This window comes from Amycolatopsis sp. NPDC114484 (assembly GCF_055633755.1).
Window position 1 is genome coordinate 66,349 of sequence record NZ_JBVKDQ010000002.1, and the last position, 20,673, is coordinate 87,021.

General features: G+C 70.1%; 21 protein-coding genes. 9 read left to right on the forward strand and 12 right to left on the reverse strand.

What is annotated here, in order from left to right; translation table 11 throughout:
• Positions 1–102: 102 nt before the first annotated feature.
• Complete coding sequence (locus tag ACZ7SW_RS06140) at positions 103–720, forward strand: TetR/AcrR family transcriptional regulator (RefSeq protein ID WP_470229314.1); 618 nt, start codon at positions 103–105, stop codon at positions 718–720.
• Here the strand turns inward: ACZ7SW_RS06140 and ACZ7SW_RS06145 are convergent.
• Positions 702–2,171 carry an aldehyde dehydrogenase family protein gene (locus ACZ7SW_RS06145; RefSeq protein WP_470229315.1) on the reverse strand — a complete coding sequence of 490 codons (1,470 nt, stop codon included), beginning with the start codon at positions 2,169–2,171 and terminating at the stop codon, positions 702–704. The genes ACZ7SW_RS06140 and ACZ7SW_RS06145 overlap by 19 nt on opposite strands.
• A gap of 102 nt (positions 2,172–2,273) precedes the next feature.
• The gene (gene erm / locus ACZ7SW_RS06150) at positions 2,274–3,035 is read right to left on the reverse strand and encodes a 23S ribosomal RNA methyltransferase Erm (protein ID WP_470229316.1); all 762 of its coding nucleotides are present in this window, start codon (positions 3,033–3,035) and stop codon (positions 2,274–2,276) included.
• Between the two features lie 442 nt (positions 3,036–3,477).
• Here erm and ACZ7SW_RS06155 point away from each other — a divergent pair, with 442 nt between their 5' ends.
• Positions 3,478–4,362, forward strand: a complete 885-nt coding sequence (locus ACZ7SW_RS06155) for a DUF2382 domain-containing protein (RefSeq protein WP_470229317.1) — start codon at positions 3,478–3,480, stop codon at positions 4,360–4,362.
• 68 nt (positions 4,363–4,430) lie between these two features.
• Here ACZ7SW_RS06155 and ACZ7SW_RS06160 read toward each other — a convergent pair whose 3' ends face one another.
• Genes ACZ7SW_RS06160 through ACZ7SW_RS06170 form a run of 3 tightly spaced genes read right to left on the reverse strand, consistent with a single transcriptional unit; the run spans position 4,431 to position 7,808 of the window.
• Positions 4,431–5,174, reverse strand: coding sequence for a succinate dehydrogenase/fumarate reductase iron-sulfur subunit (locus ACZ7SW_RS06160; RefSeq protein WP_344275688.1), 744 nt, complete (start codon positions 5,172–5,174; stop codon positions 4,431–4,433).
• Positions 5,171–7,099, reverse strand: coding sequence for a fumarate reductase/succinate dehydrogenase flavoprotein subunit (locus ACZ7SW_RS06165; protein ID WP_470229318.1), 1,929 nt, complete (start codon positions 7,097–7,099; stop codon positions 5,171–5,173). The genes ACZ7SW_RS06160 and ACZ7SW_RS06165 overlap by 4 nt, the downstream gene beginning before the upstream one ends.
• Before the next feature lies 1 nt (position 7,100).
• The gene (locus ACZ7SW_RS06170) at positions 7,101–7,808 is read right to left on the reverse strand and encodes a succinate dehydrogenase cytochrome b subunit (RefSeq protein WP_470229319.1); all 708 of its coding nucleotides are present in this window, start codon (positions 7,806–7,808) and stop codon (positions 7,101–7,103) included.
• A gap of 83 nt (positions 7,809–7,891) precedes the next feature.
• On the opposite strand from ACZ7SW_RS06170, the gene ACZ7SW_RS06175 reads away from it, so the two are divergent.
• A complete protein-coding gene (locus tag ACZ7SW_RS06175) occupies positions 7,892–8,815 on the forward strand; it encodes a LysR family transcriptional regulator (RefSeq protein WP_470229320.1) in 924 nt (307 codons plus the stop codon).
• Positions 8,816–8,989: 174 nt separating this feature from the next.
• Here ACZ7SW_RS06175 and ACZ7SW_RS06180 read toward each other — a convergent pair whose 3' ends face one another.
• A complete protein-coding gene (locus tag ACZ7SW_RS06180) occupies positions 8,990–9,253 on the reverse strand; it encodes a hypothetical protein (protein ID WP_470229938.1) in 264 nt (87 codons plus the stop codon).
• On the opposite strand from ACZ7SW_RS06180, the gene ACZ7SW_RS06185 reads away from it, so the two are divergent.
• Positions 9,182–10,168: an outer membrane protein assembly factor BamB family protein gene (locus ACZ7SW_RS06185; RefSeq protein ID WP_470229321.1), complete on the forward strand. Its 987-nt coding sequence runs from the start codon at positions 9,182–9,184 to the stop codon at positions 10,166–10,168. The genes ACZ7SW_RS06180 and ACZ7SW_RS06185 overlap by 72 nt on opposite strands.
• Positions 10,169–10,233: 65 nt before the next feature.
• Positions 10,234–10,389, forward strand: a complete 156-nt coding sequence (locus ACZ7SW_RS06190) for an ATP-binding protein (protein ID WP_470229322.1) — start codon at positions 10,234–10,236, stop codon at positions 10,387–10,389.
• On the opposite strand, the gene ACZ7SW_RS06195 is transcribed toward ACZ7SW_RS06190, so the two are convergent.
• From ACZ7SW_RS06195 to ACZ7SW_RS06205, 3 genes are read right to left on the reverse strand one after another with little or no spacing between them, the layout of a single operon-like run.
• Positions 10,390–10,770, reverse strand: a complete 381-nt coding sequence (locus tag ACZ7SW_RS06195; RefSeq protein ID WP_470229323.1) for a PPOX class F420-dependent oxidoreductase — start codon at positions 10,768–10,770, stop codon at positions 10,390–10,392. It lies immediately after the preceding gene.
• 11 nt (positions 10,771–10,781) lie between these two features.
• Complete coding sequence (locus ACZ7SW_RS06200; protein WP_470229324.1) at positions 10,782–11,384, reverse strand: dihydrofolate reductase family protein; 603 nt, start codon at positions 11,382–11,384, stop codon at positions 10,782–10,784.
• Between the two features lie 19 nt (positions 11,385–11,403).
• A complete protein-coding gene (locus ACZ7SW_RS06205; protein ID WP_470229325.1) occupies positions 11,404–12,600 on the reverse strand; it encodes an FAD-binding oxidoreductase in 1,197 nt (398 codons plus the stop codon).
• A gap of 174 nt (positions 12,601–12,774) precedes the next feature.
• Between ACZ7SW_RS06205 and ACZ7SW_RS06210 the strand changes: the two genes are divergently transcribed.
• From ACZ7SW_RS06210 to ACZ7SW_RS06220, 3 genes are all read left to right on the forward strand, one after another.
• Complete coding sequence (locus ACZ7SW_RS06210) at positions 12,775–13,149, forward strand: alpha/beta fold hydrolase (protein ID WP_470229326.1); 375 nt, start codon at positions 12,775–12,777, stop codon at positions 13,147–13,149.
• A 196-nt stretch (positions 13,150–13,345) separates the two neighbouring features.
• Positions 13,346–13,738: a hypothetical protein gene (locus ACZ7SW_RS06215; RefSeq protein ID WP_470229327.1), complete on the forward strand. Its 393-nt coding sequence runs from the start codon at positions 13,346–13,348 to the stop codon at positions 13,736–13,738.
• Positions 13,735–14,073 (forward strand): P-II family nitrogen regulator, encoded by a 339-nt coding sequence (locus ACZ7SW_RS06220; protein WP_037805822.1) that lies wholly within the window; start codon positions 13,735–13,737, stop codon positions 14,071–14,073. Before ACZ7SW_RS06215 ends, ACZ7SW_RS06220 begins: the two co-directional genes overlap by 4 nt.
• A gap of 155 nt (positions 14,074–14,228) precedes the next feature.
• On the opposite strand, the gene ACZ7SW_RS06225 is transcribed toward ACZ7SW_RS06220, so the two are convergent.
• Positions 14,229–15,062: a DUF6597 domain-containing transcriptional factor gene (locus ACZ7SW_RS06225; RefSeq protein ID WP_470229328.1), complete on the reverse strand. Its 834-nt coding sequence runs from the start codon at positions 15,060–15,062 to the stop codon at positions 14,229–14,231.
• Positions 15,063–15,340: 278 nt separating this feature from the next.
• On the opposite strand from ACZ7SW_RS06225, the gene ACZ7SW_RS06230 reads away from it, so the two are divergent.
• On the forward strand, positions 15,341–15,562 hold the full coding sequence (locus tag ACZ7SW_RS06230; RefSeq protein WP_470229329.1) for a hypothetical protein: 222 nt from the start codon (positions 15,341–15,343) through the stop codon (positions 15,560–15,562).
• A gap of 355 nt (positions 15,563–15,917) precedes the next feature.
• On the opposite strand, the gene gdhA is transcribed toward ACZ7SW_RS06230, so the two are convergent.
• Both gdhA and ACZ7SW_RS06240 read right to left on the reverse strand, forming a co-directional pair.
• Complete coding sequence (gdhA, locus tag ACZ7SW_RS06235) at positions 15,918–17,261, reverse strand: NADP-specific glutamate dehydrogenase (RefSeq protein WP_470229330.1); 1,344 nt, start codon at positions 17,259–17,261, stop codon at positions 15,918–15,920.
• A 71-nt stretch (positions 17,262–17,332) separates the two neighbouring features.
• A complete protein-coding gene (locus tag ACZ7SW_RS06240) occupies positions 17,333–20,668 on the reverse strand; it encodes a molybdopterin-dependent oxidoreductase (RefSeq protein ID WP_470229331.1) in 3,336 nt (1,111 codons plus the stop codon).
• Positions 20,669–20,673: the final 5 nt, after the last annotated feature.

Here is a 20,673-nt window from a genome sequence, read left to right on the forward strand (position 1 = left end):
CAAAGAATGCGTCTTGGCGCTCTGCCTGGCAAGGCCCTTAGGGGGTGGGTTCTCCGGAACCCGTGCTGGGTTTTTCGATGCACGTCATCAATAATCCTGGACGTGGCACGACCCAAGGACCAGGCGCGGCGGCGCGACGAGCTGGTGGCGGCGGCCGGCCGCGCGATCCGGACGCGGGGGCTGGCCGGTCTCCGCGTGCGCGACGTCGCCGAGGAGGCCGGGCTGTCGGCGGGCTCGGTCAGCTACTACTACCCGGACCTCGACGACCTGCTGTTCGAGCTGCACCGCGACGCGGTCGACCGGTTCTACTGGGCGCGAGCGCGCGCGGCGGAGGCGGGGGAAGATCCGGCGCGGCGGCTGGTGCGGCTGGTCGGTGCGGGGCTTCCGGCGGGGGAGGGGGATCCGCTGAGCCGCGTGCTGTACGAAATGCACGTCCACGCCGCGCGCAATCCGGCGCATGCGGTGTTGATGACCGCGTTATGGGATCGCGAGGTGTCGCTGTACTCGGCGGCGCTCGCGCACGGCCGGGACACCGGAGTGTTCCAGTTGCGCTCGCCCGCGGCGGACATCGCGGCGAACGCGGTGGCGCTGGAGGACGCGTACGGTCTGCATCTCGCCGGGCGCAACACCAGTTTGTCCGCAGCCAGGGCGCGGGAGCTCTTGCTGGGGTACCTGGCTGCGGAAACCGGGTGCGACCTCGGTCAGGCGGAGGTCTCGTAGGCCGTCCAGACCGTTTTGAGGCCGGTGTACTTGTCGAACGAATGCAGGGAGAGGTCGCGGCCGAAGCCGGACTGCTTGAAGCCGCCGAACGGGGTCGCGGTGCTGAGGGCGTCCACTGTGTTCACCGAGACCGTCCCGGCGTGGATCCCGTCGGAGACGCGGTGCGCGCGGGCGAGGTCGCGGGTCCAGACTGAGGCGGCGAGGCCGTACGGGGTGTCGTTCGCCAGCCGGATCGCCTGAGCCTCGGTCTCGAACGGGAGCGATGCGAGCACCGGTCCGAACAGTTCCTCGGTGCCGAGCGGGTCGTCGGCGGCCAGGTCGGTGACGATGGCCGGGTCGAGGAAAGCACCCCGGCGGGCACCTCCCGCGACGACGGTCCCGCCGCTGGCTTCGACGGCGGCCAGCACCCGGGCTGCCGCGGCCTCGTCGATCATCGGGCCCAGTTTCGTGGCCGGGTCCAGCGGATCCCCGGGCACCCACCCGGCGACCTTTTCCCGGAGCAGGGCGAGGAATTCGTCGGCCACGGATGCCTGGACGAGCAGCCGGGTGGCGGCCGAGCAGACCTGGCCGGAGTTCGCGCAGAAACCGAACGCGACCAGGTCCGCGGCGGCGTCGAGATCCGCGTCGGAGAACACGACGACCGGGCTCTTGCCGCCGCATTCGAGCCAGACCTGCTTGAGGTTCGACTCCCCGGCGTAGCGCAGGAACAGCCCGCCCACCGGCGTCGATCCGGTGAAGGCGAGGACGTCGACGTCCGGATGCCGGCCGAGCGCCTGTCCCGCGGTCTCGCCGAAGCCCGGTACTACGTTGAGCACTCCGTCCGGAATTCCCGCCGCCGCGGCCAATTCCGCCAGCCGCAGCGCGGACAGCGGGGATTGCTCGGCGGGTTTGAGGACCACGCTGTTGCCCGCGGCCAGCGCTGGGGCGAGCTTCCACCCGGCGATGTCGAGCGGGAAATTCCACGGCACGACCGCGCCCACCACCCCGAGCGGCACGCGCCGGATCGCGGCGAAGCTGCCTGCGGGGCTGGGCGCGACCTCGTCGTAGCGTTTGTCGAGCGCTTCGGCGTACCAGGCGAAACACTCGGCGGTCGCGGGCACGTCCTGGCCGAACGTGTCGGAGATCGGACGGCCGACGTCAAGCGTGTCGCACAGCGCCAGTTCCCGCCCGTGCGAACCGATGAGGTCGGCCAGTTTCAGCAGGCGTTTCTTGCGTTCCGCTGCCGCGAGCCGGGACCAGCGGCCGTCCTCGAACGCTCGGCGCGCGGCCGTGACCGCGGCGTCGATCTCGTCCTGGCCGCCTTCGGCCACGTGCGCGACTGGGTGCCCGGTGGCCGGGTTGACGTCGGCGAAAGTCTTGCCTGACTTGGCGTTCAGCCAGTCACCGTCCACAAAGGCCGCGGTACGGGGCCGCAGCCGCGCGGCCTCGCGCACCCAGTCGCCGTGGTTCATTCCCGGAACCGCCTTTCGTCGCTTCCGTTCACTATCGCCAGGTCCCGTGGTCGGCGAAAGCGGAGCTTTTCGCTGCCGTGCATCTGGCGGATCGATGCAGGGTCACTGGGCCAGGTTCCAGAGAGAGGCCCATTGTTCGGCGGTCAGATCGCGGGGGAATGCTTGCGGGGACAGCCTTTGCCGGGCAAGCCAGGTCCGGGCCGCGCGGGCGCTGAGCCGGCCGGTGCGAGGCGGGATCCCGCCTAGTCCGCGACCGCGTCCGGTGAAGACTTCGCGGACGAACTCCTGGTAGGCCGCCTGGTCGGCGACGAGCGGGTGCGGGCGGCGGGTGATCACGAGGATCCCGCCGTCCACGGCCGGGCGCGGCCGGAACGGGTGTGCCGGGACCCGGGCGGGGACGGCGAATTCGAACCACGGCCACCAGGCGGCGGTCATCTGGGAGGCGCCGCCGATTCCGGCGCGGCGGCGGGCGACTTCCCATTGCACCAGCAGCACCGCGAGTTCCCAGTGCCGCTGCCGGAACAACCGGCGCAGGGTCGCGGTGGTCAGGTGGAAGGGAAGGTTGCCGACGACGGTGTGCGGAACGTCGGGCAGCCGGTGCCGGAGCAGATCGCCCTGGACGACCTCGACGTGGTCGCCGGTCCGCCGCGCCAGGCGGCGGGCGCGGCGGGGATCGAGTTCGACCGCGGTCAGCGGCCGGCCGGTGCGGCTGAGCGGGAGGGTCAGTGCGCCGTCGCCCGCGGCGAGTTCCACGAGGGGACCCGTCGTGCGGTCGGCGGCGGTGCGGACGGCGGCGATGACGGCGGGGTCGGCCAGGAAGTTCTGGCCGAGCTCGTGCCGTCCGCCGAAGGAATGGGCAGACATGGGGTGCGGACTCCGCGCATGAGGAAGCGACCCGGGCGCCAGGGAAGGCGTCCCGGATGGACAACGGGAGAGCGCGACGGAGCGGTGTGCTTCCGGCGCTCAGGCGTTGCGCAGGCGAGTCAATGCGTACGCGGCGAAGGTGGCACCCATGGGCGGGGAGCCTAGCCGAGCGGCCCGTCCGGCCGCGTCCGGGTTTCGCGGCGGAACCCCGGAATAACGCCGCGGCCTTTCCTGATCCGGCGGCGGGACAATTCTTCGCCCATTTCGCCGGACCGGGTCGCGAACGGTCCTCTTACGACGGAAGTACCCGGTGATCGCGGGTCGCAAACTGACACGAAACGGGGTCGCTCGGCTGAGGGGTATGGCGCTTGCGCGGGCTGGTGACCAGCCGGAGAGTGGGAGCCGCAGAAGGAATTCCGATTCGGGGAAATGGAGTGGACCAATGGTACGCGCAATCCAGCCGCAGGATCTCGTCGACAGCACCGTGGTGGACAATTCGGGCAGCAAGATCGGCAAGGTCGGCACGGTTTATCTCGCCGACGACACGCGGCGGCCGGAGTGGGTGACGGTGAAAACCGGGCTGTTCGGCCAGAAGGAGAGCTTCGTGCCGCTGTCGGGTGCGGGCATGGAGAACGACGGCCTGCACGTGCAGGTGGCGAAGGACCAGGTGTCCGACGCGCCGCGCATCGACGCCGAAGGCCACCTTTCCGAAAAGGAAAGCGTCGAGCTGTACAAGTACTACGGCTTGCCGGCTCCGCGGGCAGGGAACGGCGAGAACCTCGCGGGCGGCCGGAACAGCGGGCGCGACATGGCGGCAGGCGGCGCGGCTGGCGGCATGGCTGGCGGTGCGGCGGGCCGGGGGCGCGACGCGGCGGCGGGCGGCACCGCGGGCAAGGGACAGCCGACCGGCCAGGACACCGCCGCGGCCAAGGGCGGACGCCACGACGCCTCCGGCACGGGCGACGTGGTGCGCTCGGAGGAGCGGCTGAGGGTCGGCACCGAGGAGGTCGAGACCGGTCACGTCCGGCTGCGCAAGTACGTGGTGACTGAGGAGGCGCAGGTGACCGTGCCGGTCACGCACGAGGAAGTCCGCATCGAGCGGGAGCCGATCACCGACGCCAAGGCCGTGGGCGAGGCGGAGATCGGCGAGGCGGAGCAGGACGTCGTGCTGCACGCCGAGAAGCCGGTGGTGCAGAAGGAGACCGTGCCGGTCGAGCGGGTGCGCCTCGGCACCGAGCAGGTGACCGAGGAACAGACTGTCCGGGGGAAGGTCCGCAAGGAGCAGATCGACATCGACGACGAGACCAGGCGGGGCAAGAAGTCCTGACCCGAAGTCCGTGAAGGGAACCCTGAGGGAATCAGAGTCCCTCAGGGTTCCCTTCACGGACGTCTCGGCTATCGCCGCGAGCGGCTGGCTTTCATGAACTCGCGGTTGAGGTTCGCGATGCTCGTCAGGGGAATCCCCTTGGGACACGAGGCGACGCATTCGCCGGTGTTCGTGCAGCCGCCGAAGTCCGCCGCGTCCATGGTTTCCACCATGTCCAGCACGCGCTGGGCGCGCTCCGGCTGCCCCTGCGGCAGGGAGTTCAGGTGCGCCACCTTCGCCGAGGTGAACAGCATCGCCGACCCGTTCGGGCAGGCCGCCACGCAAGCGCCGCAGCCGATGCAGGTCGCGTTGTCGAAGGCGAGATCCGCGTCCGGCTTGGGCACCGGCGTCGCGTGCGCTTCGGGCGCGCTGCCGGTCGGGGCGGTGACGTAGCCGCCCGCCTCGATGATCCGGTCGAACGCCGAGCGGTCCACCACCAGGTCCTTGATCACCGGGAAACCCTTGGCGCGCCACGGTTCCACGTCCAGCACGTCGCCGTCGCGGAAGGAGCGGAGGTGGAGCTGGCAGGTCGTGGTGCGTTCGGGGCCGTGCGCCCGGCCGTTGATCACCACGCCGCACGAGCCGCAAATGCCCTCGCGGCAGTCGTGGTCGAAGGCGATGGGCTGGGCGCCATCCTCGATGAGGTGCTGGTTGAGGACGTCGAGGAGCTCCAGGAAGGACATGTCCGGGCTGGCGTCGTCGACCGGGTATTCGACCAGCCTGCCGTCGTCGTCCGGGCCGGACTGGCGCCAGACCCGCAGGGTGAGTTTCACGTGTAGCTCCGCTGGGTGGGGTGGACGTGCTCGAAGTTCAAGATTTCCTGGTGCAGCACCGGCTTCTCGCCGTACTCCCAGACCGAGACGTAGGAGAACCGCTCGTCGTCGCGCTGGGCCTCGCCGTCTTCGGTCTGGTGCTCCTCGCGGAAATGGCCGCCGCAGGACTCCTCGCGCACCAGGGCGTCGAGCAGCAGCAGTTCGGCGAGTTCCAGGAAATCGGCGACGCGGCCGGCCTTCTCCAGTTCCTGGTTCAGCTCGGCCCCGGTGCCGGGGACGCGGACGTCCCGCCAGAATTCCGCCCGGAGTCCGGGAATCCGGTCGAGTGCTTTCCGCAGCCCCTCGGCGGAGCGGGACATCCCGCAGTGGTCCCACATCAGGTGGCCCAGTTCGCGGTGGAACGAGTCCACGCTGCGGGAGCCGCGCGCCGACAGCAGCCGTTCGAGCCGGTCGCGCACGGCCGTTTCCGCTTCCGCGACCGCCGGATCCGCCGGGTCGAGCGCGGGGAAGCTGCCGCGGGCGATGTAGTCGTTGAGGGTGGCCGGGAGCACGAAGTAGCCGTCGGCGAGGCCCTGCATCAGCGCGGACGCGCCGAGCCGGTTCGCGCCGTGGTCGGAGAAGTTGGCCTCGCCGATCACGAACAGGCCGGGCACGGTGCTCTGCAGGTCGTAGTCGACCCACAGACCGCCCATCGTGTAGTGGATCGCCGGGTAGATCCGCATCGGGACCTCGTACGGATTCTCCGCGGTGATGCGGGCGTACATGTCGAAAAGGTTGCCGTACTTGGCTTCCACCGCCGGACGGCCCATCCGCTCGATCGCGTCCGCGAAGTCCAGGTACACGCCGAGCCCGCCGGGACCGACGCCGAAACCGGCGTCGCAGACGTTCTTCGCGGCCCGCGAAGCGATGTCGCGCGGCACCAGGTTGCCGAAGCTCGGGTACATCCGCTCCAGGTAATAGTCCCGTTCGGACTCCGGGATCTCTTGGGGAGACCGCGGGTCGCGCGGCTGCTTCGGGACCCAGATCCGGCCGTCGTTGCGCAGCGATTCGCTCATCAGCGTCAGCTTCGACTGATGCTCGCCCGAGCGCGGGATGCAGGTCGGGTGGATCTGCGTGAAGCACGGGTTCGCGAAGTACGCGCCGCGCTTGTGCGCCCGCCAGATCGCGGTGGTGTTGGAGCCCTTCGCGTTGGTGGACAAGTAGAAGACGTTGCCGTAGCCGCCGGTCGCGAGCACGACGGCGTCCGCGAGATGCGTGGTCACCTCGCCGGTCACCAGGTCCCGCGCGACGATCCCGCGCGCCTTGCCGCCGGACACGACCAGGTCCAGCATCTCGGTTCGCGGGTGCATTTCCACGCCGCCCGCGTCGATCTGCCGGGAGAGAGCCTGGTACGCGCCGAGCAGCAGCTGCTGTCCGGTCTGGCCGCGCGCGTAGAACGTGCGCTGGACCTGGACGCCGCCGAACGAGCGGGTGTCGAGCAGCCCGCCGTACTCCCGGGCGAACGGCACGCCCTGCGCCACCGCCTGGTCGATGATCTGCGCGGACACCTGCGCCAGCCGGTACACATTGGACTCCCGGGACCGGAAGTCGCCGCCCTTCACCGTGTCGTAGAAGAGCCGGTAGACCGAATCGCCGTCGTTGCGGTAGTTCTTCGCGGCGTTGATGCCGCCCTGCGCGGCGACCGAGTGCGCGCGCCGCGGCGAGTCCTGGAAGCAGAACTGGACCACGTGGTAGCCATGTTCGGCGAGCGTCGCGCCGGCGGACGCCCCGGCGAGCCCGGTGCCGACCACGATCACGCGGTGCCGCCGCCGGTTGGCCGGGTTGACCAGCTTCGCACCGAAGCGCCGGCTGTCCCAGCGGTTCTCGATCGGGCCGTCCGGGGCCCGGGTGTCGGCGATCGGCTCGCCGACCGTGTAGTCGCTCATGTCAGGCCACCCATCCCGCCATCACGGCGATCGGCACGATCAGGAAGCCGCCGGTGATCACGACGGCGAGCACGGATCCCGCGGTCTTCAGCGCCCGGTCGCGGGTTTTGCTGGTGATGCCGAGGGTCTGCGCCGCGCTCCAGAAGCCGTGGTTGATGTGCAGGCCGAGCATCAGCAGCGCGACGATGTAGATCAGGTTGACCCACCAGACCTGGAAGTCCGCGACGATGTTGTGGTACGGCTGGCCGTCGCGGAAGTCCTGGTTGGCCACGCCGACGGTGAGGTCGAGGATGTGCCACACGAGGTAGAGCGCGAGCGTCGCACCGCCCCAGCGCATGGTGTGCGTCGCGAAGCTGGCCTTGCGCCGCTGGCCGTGCGCGTACTTCACCGGGCGGGCTCGCCGGTCCCGTTTGGACAGTTGCACCGCCGCGACCACGTGCAGCACCAACGCGATCAGGAGCACGACCCGCTGGATCGAGAGGTACCAGGCGTTCTGCAGCACCGGTTCGCCGATGGTGCGCAGCCAGGCCGCGTAGTCGTCGAAATGCCGCGGTCCGAGGAAAACCTTGAGGTTCCCGGCCATGTGCACGAACAGGAACGCGACGAACATCAGCCCGGTGACGGCCATGACGGCCTTCTTGCCGATGGTCGAACGCCAGAACGGCACGAGTGCCGGGCGACGGCGGGGCGGAGCGGGTGCGAGTGCCACGCAACTGACGGTAAGTCCGCGCTGACGAGAGGGCAAACACATGATTTCTCTCGAAACCAGAGGCAGCGCCTATGCTGGCGGTCATGCAGTTCCAGCAGCTGGCGTACTTCCTGGCAGTGGCCGAGACGCGGCATTTCACCCGGGCCGCCGAACGCATGCGTGTGGCGCAGCCCTCACTGTCGCAGCAGATCCGCGCGCTGGAACGGGATGTCGGCGCGGGGCTGTTCCACCGGATCCGCGGCAACGTCACGCTGACCGAGGCGGGGGAGACGCTGCTGCCGATCGCGCGCCGGATCCTCGCCGAGACGGAGACCGCGTACCGGGCGATCCGCGAGCTGGACGAACTGGGCCGCGGCCGGGTGCGGCTCGGCGCGACCCCGAGCCTGTGCACCGGCCTGCTGCCGGCGATGCTCGCCGCGTTCCGCCGGGACTACCCGGGGATCGAGCTGGTGCTGCACGAAAGCGGGTCCCGCGACCTCCAGACCGCGCTGTCGGAAGGCGGCCTGGACCTGGCGATGATCGTGGACAGCCGGGTGCACGACGATTCCCGGCTGGAGAGCCGGGCGCTGTTCGTCGAGGACCTCGTGGTGATCTCGCCGAAGGACGCGCCCGCGCCGGTGCGCGGCCGGATGCCGATCGGCGCGCTGCGGGACCGGCCGCTGGTGATGTTCCGGCAGGGCTACGACCTGCGCGAGGCGACCGTCGCCGCCTGCCGGGCCGAAGGATTCGACCCGCTCTTCGCGATCGAAGGCGGCGAGATGGACGCGGTCCTGGAGCTGGTGCGCGCCGGGCTCGGCCTGGCCGTCGTGCCGAGCACCGTGGTCGGCGACCGGTTCCGCCGCACGCGGTTCACCGAACCCGGGCTGAGCCGGGTGGTGCGGCTGGCATACCGGCGGGATGTCGAGCAGCCGCGCGCCGTGCGGGCACTGCAGGAGGCGGTGGTGCGCTACCTCGGCGGCGGGGTGGCGCAGCTGCCGCCGGGCACGCGTCCGCTCGTGGGCCGGTGATCAGCGGGCCAGCGAGTACAGCACCAGGTTGATCAGCCGCCGCGCTCGCGGTTTTTCGCAGTGCTGCCTGGGTCTGGAAGTGCCGGTACAGGGTGCCGACGCCGATCGCGGACGGTGCTGCGTCGAAGCCTTGCTCGGCGTAGGCCATCGGTTCCCTCCCGAGCGCGTTAGCCGCTACACCGACACCACCTGCCGCCGGTGCTTGTCGTCGGGCGGCGCAAGCCAGTAAGCGCGGCCGGCGATCACTGGACGGTGCTTGAGATCAGCGAGAAGCAGTGCACCCAGCCACCACGAGCCCGCGGTGCGACTAATGCGGTTGCCCATGGTCAGACGATCGTGGTGGTCTGACGCGGTGATCGAAATCGGATGGGAGCGTCCGCTGACCAGCGCGGTGTTGCCTCGGGCTTTGCGGTGGCGAGCGGTCATGTCGTCGTTCATGAGCGCCGCACCCGGCTGGTGAGCCTCGACCCGGCTGATGGTTCTGTGCGGTGGGATGTTCCGGTCGGCACGTGGCCGCGTGCGGTTGCCATCGTCGGTGATCGTTGTCTGGTGATCCCGCAGGACAACCCTCGGCTGTCCTGTTTGGATCTCGCGACCGGGCGGCAGGTCTGGGCCGCGGACGTTCCCGCTGTCCCCGGGCATCTGGTGGTTTCGGCGAACGTGGTGCTTGCCGGCGGTTGGCGCGGGTACACGCCGCTGCGCGCGTTCGACCTCGCGACGGGGCGGCTCCGCTGGGAAACCGAGCGTCGGATCCACACAGTGCTGCCGGTGCCCGCTGGGGACGGCTTCCTGATCGGTGAACCGGCCGACATCCGGGTTCGTTTGATCGAGCGGCGTGACGGCCGGGAGCTGTCCGCGTGGCGGTTGCCGCAGCCGCTCGCGGACAACGACGCCGGTTCCGTTGTCTCAGTGATCGGTCCCGATCGTTTCCTGCTGCGCTGCGACCGGCGCGTGCTGGCTGAGATCGTCCTGTCCGCTGACACGGTCCACGAGTTTGTCCGGGCCGGGACTGATCTTGCGGCTGCGGCACCGGAGCATGCCGGAGGATTGTTGTGGTTGCGCGAGCTGCGCGGCGGTTACACCGTGGTGGACCCCGCCGCGGGCCGTCTGCGGTGGCGTGCCGATGTCGGGGAGCGACTCGTCGGCGATGTCGTTCCGACAGCGGACGGGTTCCTGGTCGCCAGCGGCTCCGGGTCGCTGTTTCACCTGACCTCTGACGGCCGGGTCGCCGAGCGCACCAGCGTGGCACGGAGAATCTGGGCGCTGCGCAGTGCCGCCGCTGACCAGCTGTTCGCGCTAACCAAGGGCACCTTGCTCGCAATCACGATGAGGAACAGCGCGTGCTTGGAATAGGCGCGCTTCACCCCGTAACGGGCGGGGTTCTTCTGCCCGCTCTTGCGAAACATGCGGGAGTGGGCGTGCGGTACTCCTCAAACAAGCCCTTCAGCGAATGGGGCGAGGTCTTCGTAGACGAAGTCCTCGCCACCACGCTTCTCGACCGCATCCTCCTCCGTTGCGACTCACCGAACCGCACTGAGTCGCAACGGGAACTGGCCTCCTCGGTCGCTTTCTGACTACATCCCCACCGACTGCCGCTCCGGTTCGATCAGGCCGACGACGCGCACCTGCTCACGCGTGTACGGCTGGCCGATGTACTTCTTGGCCACCTCGTCGACGATCTCCCACGCCGGGTCGCCCTCGATCCATTCGGCCACCCGGCCGCGGATGATGATCGGCTCGAACGGATTGTCCGGCGGGGTAAGGGAAATCGCCACCCGGGGGTCGCGGCGGAGGTTGCGGGCCTTGCGGCTGTCCGGGCCGGTCAGGAAGACGATCCGGTCGCCGTGCGTGCCGATCCACACCGGGACGACGTGCGGCGACCCGTCCGGGAGCACGGTCGCGAGGTGGGCGATCGGGGTGCCGTCGAGGACGCGGCGGACATCGGGGTTCAGCATGAGAGTTCCTTTCAGCGGAGAATTTCGTAGTGAAGGTGGGTGACGCCGGGTGCCGGGACGGCTTCGACCAGCCTGAGCCGGACGTGCTCCGGGAGCTCCCGGAAGAAGCTCCGCCCGCCGCCGAGCAGGATCGGGACCTGGTGCAGGACGACCTCGTCGACCAGCCCGGCCTTGATCGCCTCGGTGACCAGGACCCCGCCCATGAGCGCGACGTCCTTGTCGCCCGCCGCCGCCCGCGCGCCGGCGACGGCCTCTTCGACGCTGGTCGCCTGGGTCTGCGCCTCGCTCAGCTCCGGCACCGGCTGGTGGCTGACCACGAACAACGGAGCCGTCGGATGCGGACCACTGCCGCCGAAGTGGCTTGAGTGGTCGTAGGTCGTGTGCCCGACCACCGACGCCCCGACGCGGTCGGCGAGCGCGTCGAAAACCTGGGCGCTGGGTTCGGAAAGGCGGAACCCGTCGAAGACTTTGCTGGGTGTGTCGCCGGTGAAGTACCAGTCGAACAGCGCTCCCGCGTCGCCGAGCCCGCTCCCGACCTCGTCGGCTCCTTCCGGGAGACGGCCGCTGATGTAGCCGTCGACCGAGACGGAGAGGGCACTGAACACTTTGGTCATGACGGTCCTTAATAGTCGCTTACAGAGCCTGGGGAAAGTCGAAGACCCGGTGCGGGTCGAAGCGTTTCTTGAGCGCGGCGAGCCTCGGGTAGTTGCCCGCGTGGTACGCCCGGGCCGGATCCTCGAGCGCGAGGTCGGGAAAGTTCGGATAGACCCGGCCGGATCCCTCCGCATGCGCCGTGCGCCAGGCCTCGTCGACCCACGGATCGCCCGGGTCTCCAACCTGCTCCAGCAGAAACCGCTCACCCCGATGGGCGAAGGCGGTATCGTCCGCCGCGACCCGGTTGTACGCCCCGCCCATCGCCGTGAACGCCAACCGCCGGTGGTTTTCGAGCCCGTTGAGAAGTTCGCCCGTGGTGCGCTCCGACATGGTGCGTGAGAAGAACTCCGACCGGATCCGGCTCGTGCGGACTGGGTCCGTCGCGCTGAATGTCGGCTTCACCATGCTGTAGGGAACATCCAGTCGGATGTCTATTGCATACAGAACACCGGCCCGCGCGGTGAACTCCCTGAGCAGCTCCCGGGTCGTCTCGGGCGGCAGGGTGGAGGCCCCGGCAAGCGTCGCGTGTCCGCCTTCGGCAGCGAGGTTCACGGTCAGTCCGTCGGGTGCGTCGGGCGCCCAGTCCTGCCAGGCCGTGACGAGGGTTTCCGTCACTGCCCAGCGTCCTTCGATCCGGCAGACCGACGGCTCCGGCAGGGTCGCGAACCGCAACTCCGTGACGATGCCGAACTGCCCGCCGCCCGCGCCGCGCAACGCCCAGAACAGCTCGGATTCCCGGCGCTCGTCGCACTCCACGACGCTCCGGTCGGCGAGCACCACCTGCGCGCCGACGAGCCGGTCGCAGGTCAGCCCGTACTGGCGGCCGAGGAGCCCGATCCCGCCGCCGAGCGTCAGCCCCGCGATGCCGACCGTGTCGCCGCACCCGGCCGGAATCGTCCGCCCGTATTCATGCAGCGTCGCGTACACCGCGCCGAGACGAGCACCCGCGCCGATCGTCGCCACGCCGCTGCCGTCGACCGTGATCCGGTCCATTCCGGACAGATCCGCCACGATCCCGTCGGCCGGGCACCGGTCCACGAAGCAATGCCCGCCACCGCGCGGCACGACTCGTTCGCCGGTCTCGGCCGCGGAGGCCATGGCCTGAACGACGTCCGAGACCGAATGGCAGCGGAGGACGAGCCGGGGGAGAGCGTCTCGTGAGGTCTGGTCGATCACGGAGTTGACGCTAGGGGGCGCGGGACCGCCGCTCTTGAACAAAACGCGCACGCCTGCCGCACGGGGGGCTGGGCGTGTTCGGGAAAGCGCTCGTCGCGTGGAGCAGTTGCTTGGCTGGGCGGCGGACGAACTGGAAATGCGCCCCCAGTCCTCATTGGACAGTACTTCGGCGGAATGCTCGCGGCCGAATTCGCCGCCTGCCCGGACCGGTTCTCCCGGCTGGTCCTGCTCGACCCGATCGGCCACGAGCACCCGGTCGCGAACTGGATCGCCGCCCCTCCCGCCGCGCTGCCGGGGCTGCTGTTCGCCGACCCCGAAGGCGAAGCGGCGCAAGCGATGCTGGCCCATTCCCGACAAGGGCCTCGAACGGCGCCTGCACCGGATCAGCGCGCCGGCGCAGATCGTCCGGGGCGAGCAGCGGTCTACGCGGACGAATTCGCCGCACGGATCACCGGGAGCAAGGTCGCGACCGTGCCGGGGGCGGGGCATATTCCTCAGGTCGAAGCCACTGCGGCGTCTTTCGCGCTCGTCGACGAATTCCTGCACTGACGCCTCCCGCCGTCGACCCGTTTTGTCCCCTCCGCGAAGTATTTCCGGTCACCGCGCAGGCAACCGCCGTCCTTTCGCTCCGTTTCGACCGTTTCGCCGGACCGCGGGTCGCTCCCGGAAGCACGACGGAAACACTCCGGTAACACCGCCCGGTTAACTTCCAGCGGCCGGGCGATGAGACGAGGAGTGTCCGACCGTGGTCGATACCGGAAGCACAGCGTGGCTGCTGGGCAGCGCGGCGCTGGTCATGCTGATGACGCCGGGTCTCGCGTTGTTCTACGGCGGGATGGTGCGCGCCCGGAGCGTGCTGAACGTGATGGCGATGACCTTCGTCTGCCTCGCCACCGTCGGCCAGGCGGTCGGAACGCTGGCGGTACTAGGGTATTCGCTGGCGGTGACCCTCCTGCTCGGCTGGGTCATGCACAAGTTCATGGGATTCCGGATCGACCGCGAAGCCGAGATCGACGGCGTCGACGAGGCAGAGCACGCCGAAGGCGCGTACGAGCTGGCAGTCCAGTCCGGACGCCGGGGGAGCGCGCTCGTCGGCGGACCGGGATCGCACCGGCCCGCGCGCGAGGAGAACCGATGAAGCTGCTGACCGCCGTGGTCAAGCCGTTCGTGCTGGACGACGTCCGGATCGCCCTGCAGGAGCTGGGCATCGCCGGGATGACGGTGAGCGAGGTCCGCGGCTACGGCAGGCAGAAGGGGCACACCGAGATCTACCGGGGCGCGGAGTACGAGGTCGACTTCATCACTAAGTACCGCCTGGAGATCCTGCTCGACGACGACCAGGTCGACGCCGCGCTGCGGACGGTGCTGGACACCGCGCACACCGGCAAGATCGGCGACGGCAAGATCTGGGTGACCCCGGTGGAGACCGTCGTCCGCGTCCGCACCGGGGAGCGCGGCCGCGACGCGCTGTAGGCCTCAGCGGTCCGGCACCAGCGTTTCCAGCGGCCGGGCCGGGTTCTCCGCACCCTCCGGAGCGATCGTCTTCCCGGCGGCTCCCCGCGACCGTGCGACAGCGAATGCCTGCGGCTTGCGAGGCCAGTCGGGAAGACAGCAGGTCGCGGCTCTGCTCAACCGCGCGACAGAGAACGCCCGCGGCCCGCGAGAAACGGCGCGTAGGACGCGGAATGATCGTGCCCGCAAGCACACCGGTCAAGCTCGCCCCCGAGCAGCTGCCTCGGCGTGACCCCGGTCAGCCGGAGGCATTCCCGGCTGAGGTGCGCCTGATCGGCATAACCGGCGTCGACCGCGAGGCTGGCCATCCCGTCCGCGCCCCGACGTCCGGTCGCGATCGCGCCGGCCTGGGCCAGCGCGAGAAATCCCTGGAACCGCAACGTCCGTTGGAGCACCTTCGGGCTCATCCCGACCGCCTGCAGGCACCGTCGGCGCAGCTGGCTCGCCGAGAGCGCGAGGTGCGCGGCGACCGCGTCGACGCCGACCGGATCCCACGGCATCAGCACCTGCACCGCTTCCCCTACGAGCGGGTCCAGTGCGCCGGTCCGGCGGAACTCCTGCACGAGGTGCGCCTGCAGCGCGGCCAGCCCGAGCTCGGGCGTCGCGGCGAGGGCGACCGCCTCCACCAGTCGATCCGCGGTCCGGCCCCACAACTCGGCCAGCCCGAGGTGCTGGTCGGCGAGTTCGTCGAGCCCGGCGGGAAGGGGAGGCGCGGCCCCGGGCCGGAACCGCACGCCGACGACGGTCGTGTGCGCCGGGATGACCTCGATCCGCGGTCCGGTCAACGGCCCGAGCAGCAGCGGACGCCCACCGACCGGGAAGTGGATCTCGACGCCGCCGGTCGGCAGATGCCGTTGCACGTACGGCGCGTCGCCAGTGCGCTGGATCCACACTGTGCGCACGACTCCCGCCAGGCTCGGCACCGGCGGACGCTCTACATACGCGGTCATCCCCGTACCGAAGCTTCTCGCCGGACGCGCGTCAAGCACCGGCACGGGTTTCGAACCCCTTCTCTCGCGCGGAAATGCTTTTCCCGGCGAGAGCGCGGTATGGGAAAGTCTCGCCGCGGCGGTCGTTGCGGTGGCGTTGCGGTGGTCGTTCGCCCGCAGGCGCCGGGCCACAAGTCCCAGGACCGGAAGACCTTCTCCCGTAGCCGCCAGGCGGACGGCTCGGGGATTCTCGCTGTCGGAACCTGGGAAAACCGCGCTACCGAAGGAGGCGCCCGGTCATGCCGACGTTGCTCATCATTGTGCTTGTCCTGGGCGCGGGTCTGTTCGTGGGAGGGCTGCTGGACAGAGCCAGCCAGACCCACGCGCGCTTCACCAGCTACCGGCAGCGCACCGCCACCGGTCTGGTCACCTGGGTGCGCAGCGCGGTCGCCGCGGTTTTCGGCGTCGCCGGGCTGCTGGTTTTCCTTTATCTCCTGGTGACTTTCTCCTCCGCGCGGTAACCGGCCGCCCGGCGTTCTCGACCGGACGCCCGCACCCGGACGCGGCGTCGGCCCGGTTTCCCCGCCGCCCGGCGAATCCCGGCACCGCCCCCGACGGTCCCAGCATCGAGACACGACGGTCTCGGCACCCGGGCGGCCGCTCACCCGCCACCGCCACCGGCACACGACCGGTCCCGGTTGCCCAGACCGGTCCCGCGGTGCCCAGACCGCGAAGAATCCTGTCCACGGTGAACCACAGGCACCATTCAGCCGACCGGCACACCTTCGACTAAATACTGCATACAAAATTCTGGCGAACGAAAACTGCCGACGAAGCCGCGGCTGCCGACGCCGCCGCGGACCGGGCCGGACGGGCTCAGATGTACCCGCAGACGTCCATCGCCGCGACCACCTTGCGGAACCCCGCGATGTTCGCCCCGCTCACGTAGTCCCCGGCGACCCCGTGCTCGTCGGCGGTTTCGAGGCAGGTCCGGTGGATGCCGGTCATGATCTCGCGCAGCGTCCGGTCGGTGCGCTCGAACGTCCACCGCTCGCGCGCCGCGTTCTGCTGCATCTCCAGCGCCGACACCGCGACCCCGCCCGCGTTCGCGGCCTTGCCGGGTCCGACCGCGACCCCGGCCTCGCGGAAAACCTGCAGCGAACCCGGCGTGCACGGCATGTTCGCGCCCTCGGCGACCGCGCGGACGTTGTTCTTCACCAGCCGCAACGCGGACTGCTCGTCCAGCTCGTTCTGCGTCGCGCACGGGAGCGCGAGGTCGCACGGCACCTCCCACGGCGTGCCGTCCGTGACGTAATTCGCCGACGGGACGTGGTCGGTGTACTCCGAGAGCCGCCCGCGCCGCGCGACCTTCAGCTCGTGCAGCACTTCCAGGTCGATCCCGCGCGGATCGTGGATGTACCCGCCGGAGTCCGAGCACACGATCGGCCGCGCGCCGAGTTCCCGGAGCTTCGCCATCGCGTGGTAGGCGACGTTGCCCGAACCGGAAACCACCGCGGTGCGGCCGGAGAACGAGTCGTCGCGGGAGCCGAGCATCGCTTCGAGGAAGTACACCGTCCCGTAGCCGGTGGCCTCCGGACGCGCCGGAATGCCGCCCAGCAAAGGGTTCTTGCCGGTGATCGTGCCCGCGTCGTAGCGGTTGGTGAGCCGCTTGTACTGGCCGAACAGGTAGCCGATCTCGCGCCCGCCGACGCCGATGTCGCCCGCCGGGACGTCGGTCTCCGGGCCGATGTGCCGGACCAGTTCGGTCATGAACGCCTGGCAGAACCGCATGATCTCGCCGTCGCTGCGGCCGGCCGGGTCGAAGTCGGACCCGCCCTTGCCCGCGCCGATGCCGAGCCCGGTGAGCGCGTTCTTGAAGATCTGCTCGAAGGCGAGGAACTTGACCGTGCCGAGCGTGACGTCGCCGCGGAAGCGCAGCCCGCCCTTGTACAGCCCGAGCGCCGAGCTGAACCCGACCCGGAAGCCGCGGTTGACGTGCACCGCGCCCGCGTCGTCGGTCCAGACCACCCGGAACATCACCTGCCGCTCCGGCTCGCACAGCCGCTCCAGCATCGCCGCGTCGCGCAGGTCCGGATCCCGCCGCAGCGCGGGCCGGATCGCTTCGAGCACCTCGAACACGGCCTGGTGGAACTCCGGCTCGGCCGGGTTCTTCCGGACGATGTCCTCGTACACTTCGCGCGATGTCTGGTCGAGAGCCATCCGCCGATGATGCCGTCCTGGCGCCGGATTTCGCACCCCCGAAGGGGTTTGCGAGTTAGGGGTGACCAGGCTCACGCATCGAGCACCACGTCGCTAGTCGGTACCGCCTGGCAGGCAAGGCACTGGTCAGCGGGCAGATCGTCGGCGACGGCGACCAGATGCGCGACGGTTCCGCCGAGCACCGGCACGGCGCAGCTTTCGCACTGCCCGAGCCGGCATCCGCTGGGCAGCGCGACCCCGGACGCCTCCGCGAACCGCAGCAGATCCCCGTCGCCCGCCCGCCAGGTGACCTCGCGGCCGGACCGCGCGAACCGCACGGTGGCCGTGGCGCCGTCCGGGATCTGGACCGGCGCGGGCGAGGCGTGGAACTTCTCGGTGAAGATGTCGAAGCGCGGCACGCCTCGTTCCACCAGGTCCGCGGTGAGTTCGTCCAGCATGATTTCGGGACCGCACAAGTAGAACCGGGCCCGTCGCCGGATGAGGTCGTCCTCGATCCGGTCAGCGGTGATCCGGCCGGTGAAATCGCACCGCTCCTCCGGACCAGGACGGCTGTAGTGGTCCAAGATCCGGACGGTGGGCAGGCGGCTCGCCAACCCGGCGATGCGCTCGCGGAAGGCGTGCCGAGAGCGGTCGCGGCTGCCGTGGTGCAGCACGATCTCCGGCGCCGACGCCGGGTCGAGGGTCTCGAGGTAGCTCAGGAACGGCGTGATCCCGATCCCGGCGGCCAGCAACACGATCGGTCGCGAGTGGACAGTCGGCAGCGCGAACCCGCCGGAGGGAGCCGTGACCAGCAACCGCGTCCCCGGCTGAACGCGGTCGTGCACTGCGGGCGAGAACTGCCCGCCCGGCACCCGCCGCACCGCGATCGCGTACCCGCCGTCCGGCGCCTCAGCGGGCCCGGTGAGCGAGTAACTGCGGGTCAGCGCGGGTGCGTCCGGCCAGGCGACCGTGATGTGCTGCCCGGCGCGGAACTCCGGCACCGCACGGCCGTCGACCGGCTTGAGGCGCACCGAGCGGATGTCCTCGGTCTCGAACCCGGCGCGCTCGACCACGAACTCCCGCTGCCCGGTCCACGGCCGCGTGCCGTCCGGCCGGACGTCGCAGAACGTCGAGCGCAACGGGACCGACCCGCTCACCGGGTCGTGGGCGTCGTCGCCGACGAGCAGGTTGTAGTTGGTCCCGCCGTCCTCGAGCGGGTCCGAACCGGGCAGCGCGAGGTCGGGAGCCGGCTGCCACCAGCCGTACTCCGCCACGACCACGTCGCGATGCAGCGCGGGGTCGATCCGTGCCCGCATCCGGACGTCCGCGGCGGCGGTCGTGATGCGGACCCACTGCCCGTCCTCGATTCCGCGCTCCGCCGCGAGTTCCGCGCTCAGGTCGACGGCCGGTTCGGGAGAACGCTTGCGCAGCGACGAAATCCCGCGATGCTGGCTGTGGCAGAAGTACCCGTTCTTCGCGCACGTCAGTATCAACGGGTGCCCAGGATCCGGCGCGGGCGGCTCGGCGTCCGGGACCGCGGGCTGGCCATGCTCGGCGAGCCGCTCGGAATACAGCTCGACGCGCCGGGTCGGCGTCGCGAACCCAGTCACCGCGCCGTTTTCCGCGCGCTGGGCGTATTTGCGGTACTCAGTCTGAAGCGGCAGATCGACGCCGCCGGGCCGCTCGCGCAGCTGTGCGGCAGTGAGGCCGAGCGGTGCCAGCTGGTGATCCCAGCCGTCCTCGATGCGGCCGTCGAAGAACTCCGCGCCGAGCCCGAGCCGCTCAGCCAGCTCGAACACGACCTCAGTGTCCGAACGCGACTCGCCGACCGGATCGGCCATCCGCGGCCGCAGCTGCACGTGTTCCTGCGCCGCCCTGGTGATTTCGAAGCCCGCCTTCACCGCCTCGTGCTCCCAGGGCGTCTGGACCGGCAGCAGGAGATCGGCGAACCGCGCGGTCGGGTTCTCGAAGAGGTCAAGATGCACCGTGAACTCCAAGCGCCGCAACGCTTCCGCGGTACGCCGGGGATCCGGTTGGGACAGCAGGAGATTTCCGCCGAACGACACTAATGCGCGGACTGGATAAGGCTTCTCGTCGAGGACCGCTCGGCAAAAGTCGCGTGCGGTCACCCAGCCCTGCGCGGGCGGACCGAGCGGAAACTCCTGCAGGCCAAGGGCTTTCGCGCGCTGCTCGGGTGCGAGCTGATCCGGCGACGTGACCGGTGCGACCGGCAGTTTCGGCAGGACGACGTTGCCGCCAGGGGAGTCGTAGCTGCCGGTGAGCGCGTAGAGAGTGGCGATCGCGCGCTCGGTCTGCGTCGCGTTCGCGTGCTGGCCGACACCCGACCATGCCGCGTACGTAACGGACTTCGCCTCGGCGAGGTCGGCCGCGAAAGCTTCGATCGCTGCGGCCTCGACGGTCGTCACCGCCTCGGTCCGGTCGAGCGGCCACGCGGCACAGGCCTGTGCGTAATGCTCGAACGCGGGAACGCAGTCGACCGGACCGGCCAACGTGCGCACTCGGCGTTTTCCCTGCAGTGCAAACCTTTCCGGCCCGTCCGCTGGATAATCCGTGTCGTACGGCTCGGCTCGGCCAGTCGTTTCGTCCCACACCGCGAATCCGGCCGCCGCGGGATCGATTTCCGCTGCCCGCAGAAACCGTCCAGTGTCGACTCGGACCAGCAGCGGAGCGTTAGTCCACGACCGCACGAACGCTTCGTCATGGCCGCGACGCTCGAGCAACGCCCGGGCGACCCCGAGCGCGAGCGCGCCGTCGGTGCCTGGCCGGACCCGGAGCCAATGCTCTGCCTGCACCGCGCTCGCAGTCCGCCGCGGATCGACGACCGCCAGTCTCGGCGTCCGCGCCCCCGCCAGTGCGGCAGACTGAGCGAGCCACGCCTTGGCCGGATTGTGCCCCCACAGCACCGCGAATTCCGTGCCCGCGTAATCCGGGGCGGGCAGCGCCGAACCGAACGTGAACGCGTGCGCGAAATCCTTGTGCCAGTTGCAGATCTCGGTCGAGTACAGGATGTTGGGGCTGCCGAAGAGCCGGATGAACCGCTCGACCCAGTCGATCGAGTCGGACATCGGAGTGCCGCTGGGGGAGGTCACCGAAAACGCGACCGCCTCGGCCCCGCTGGCGGCGCGGATGTCGCCGAGCCGCCCGGCGATCTCGGAAAGCGCCTCGTCCCAGCTGATCTCGCGCCACCGCGGATCCGGATCGGACTTCGGCGTCGTGCGGCGCAACGGCCCGCGCAGCCGTTCGGGGGAGTGCACCAGTTCAGGCGCGGCCCGGCCCTTCGGACACAGCGCGGCCCCGGTCGGATGCGCGGGATCCGGCCGGACGCCGCGCAGCGCGCCGTTCTCGACGGTGTAGACCGCGCCGCAGCGCGACCGGCACAAAGTGCAGTAACCCCGGACCTCAAGCATTAGTT

Coding starts and splice junctions, on each gene's coding strand:
- ACZ7SW_RS06165 (WP_470229318.1), bottom strand. CDS start 7,099: ATGAGCGACTACACGGTCGGCGAGCCGATCGCCGACACCCGGGCCCCG.
- ACZ7SW_RS06195 (WP_470229323.1), bottom strand. CDS start 10,770: ATGCTGAACCCCGATGTCCGCCGCGTCCTCGACGGCACCCCGATCGCC.
- gdhA (WP_470229330.1), bottom strand. CDS start 17,261: ATGGCTCTCGACCAGACATCGCGCGAAGTGTACGAGGACATCGTCCGG.
- ACZ7SW_RS06240 (WP_470229331.1), bottom strand. CDS start 20,668: ATGCTTGAGGTCCGGGGTTACTGCACTTTGTGCCGGTCGCGCTGCGGC.
- ACZ7SW_RS06155 (WP_470229317.1), top strand. CDS start 3,478: ATGGTACGCGCAATCCAGCCGCAGGATCTCGTCGACAGCACCGTGGTG.
- ACZ7SW_RS06185 (WP_470229321.1), top strand. CDS start 9,182: ATGGGAGCGTCCGCTGACCAGCGCGGTGTTGCCTCGGGCTTTGCGGTG.
- ACZ7SW_RS06225 (WP_470229328.1), bottom strand. CDS start 15,062: ATGACCGCGTATGTAGAGCGTCCGCCGGTGCCGAGCCTGGCGGGAGTC.
- ACZ7SW_RS06180 (WP_470229938.1), bottom strand. CDS start 9,253: ATGAACGACGACATGACCGCTCGCCACCGCAAAGCCCGAGGCAACACC.
- ACZ7SW_RS06145 (WP_470229315.1), bottom strand. CDS start 2,171: ATGAACCACGGCGACTGGGTGCGCGAGGCCGCGCGGCTGCGGCCCCGT.
- ACZ7SW_RS06200 (WP_470229324.1), bottom strand. CDS start 11,384: ATGACCAAAGTGTTCAGTGCCCTCTCCGTCTCGGTCGACGGCTACATC.
- ACZ7SW_RS06175 (WP_470229320.1), top strand. CDS start 7,892: ATGCAGTTCCAGCAGCTGGCGTACTTCCTGGCAGTGGCCGAGACGCGG.
- ACZ7SW_RS06210 (WP_470229326.1), top strand. CDS start 12,775: ATGCTCGCGGCCGAATTCGCCGCCTGCCCGGACCGGTTCTCCCGGCTG.
- ACZ7SW_RS06220 (WP_037805822.1), top strand. CDS start 13,735: ATGAAGCTGCTGACCGCCGTGGTCAAGCCGTTCGTGCTGGACGACGTC.
- erm (WP_470229316.1), bottom strand. CDS start 3,035: ATGTCTGCCCATTCCTTCGGCGGACGGCACGAGCTCGGCCAGAACTTC.
- ACZ7SW_RS06230 (WP_470229329.1), top strand. CDS start 15,341: ATGCCGACGTTGCTCATCATTGTGCTTGTCCTGGGCGCGGGTCTGTTC.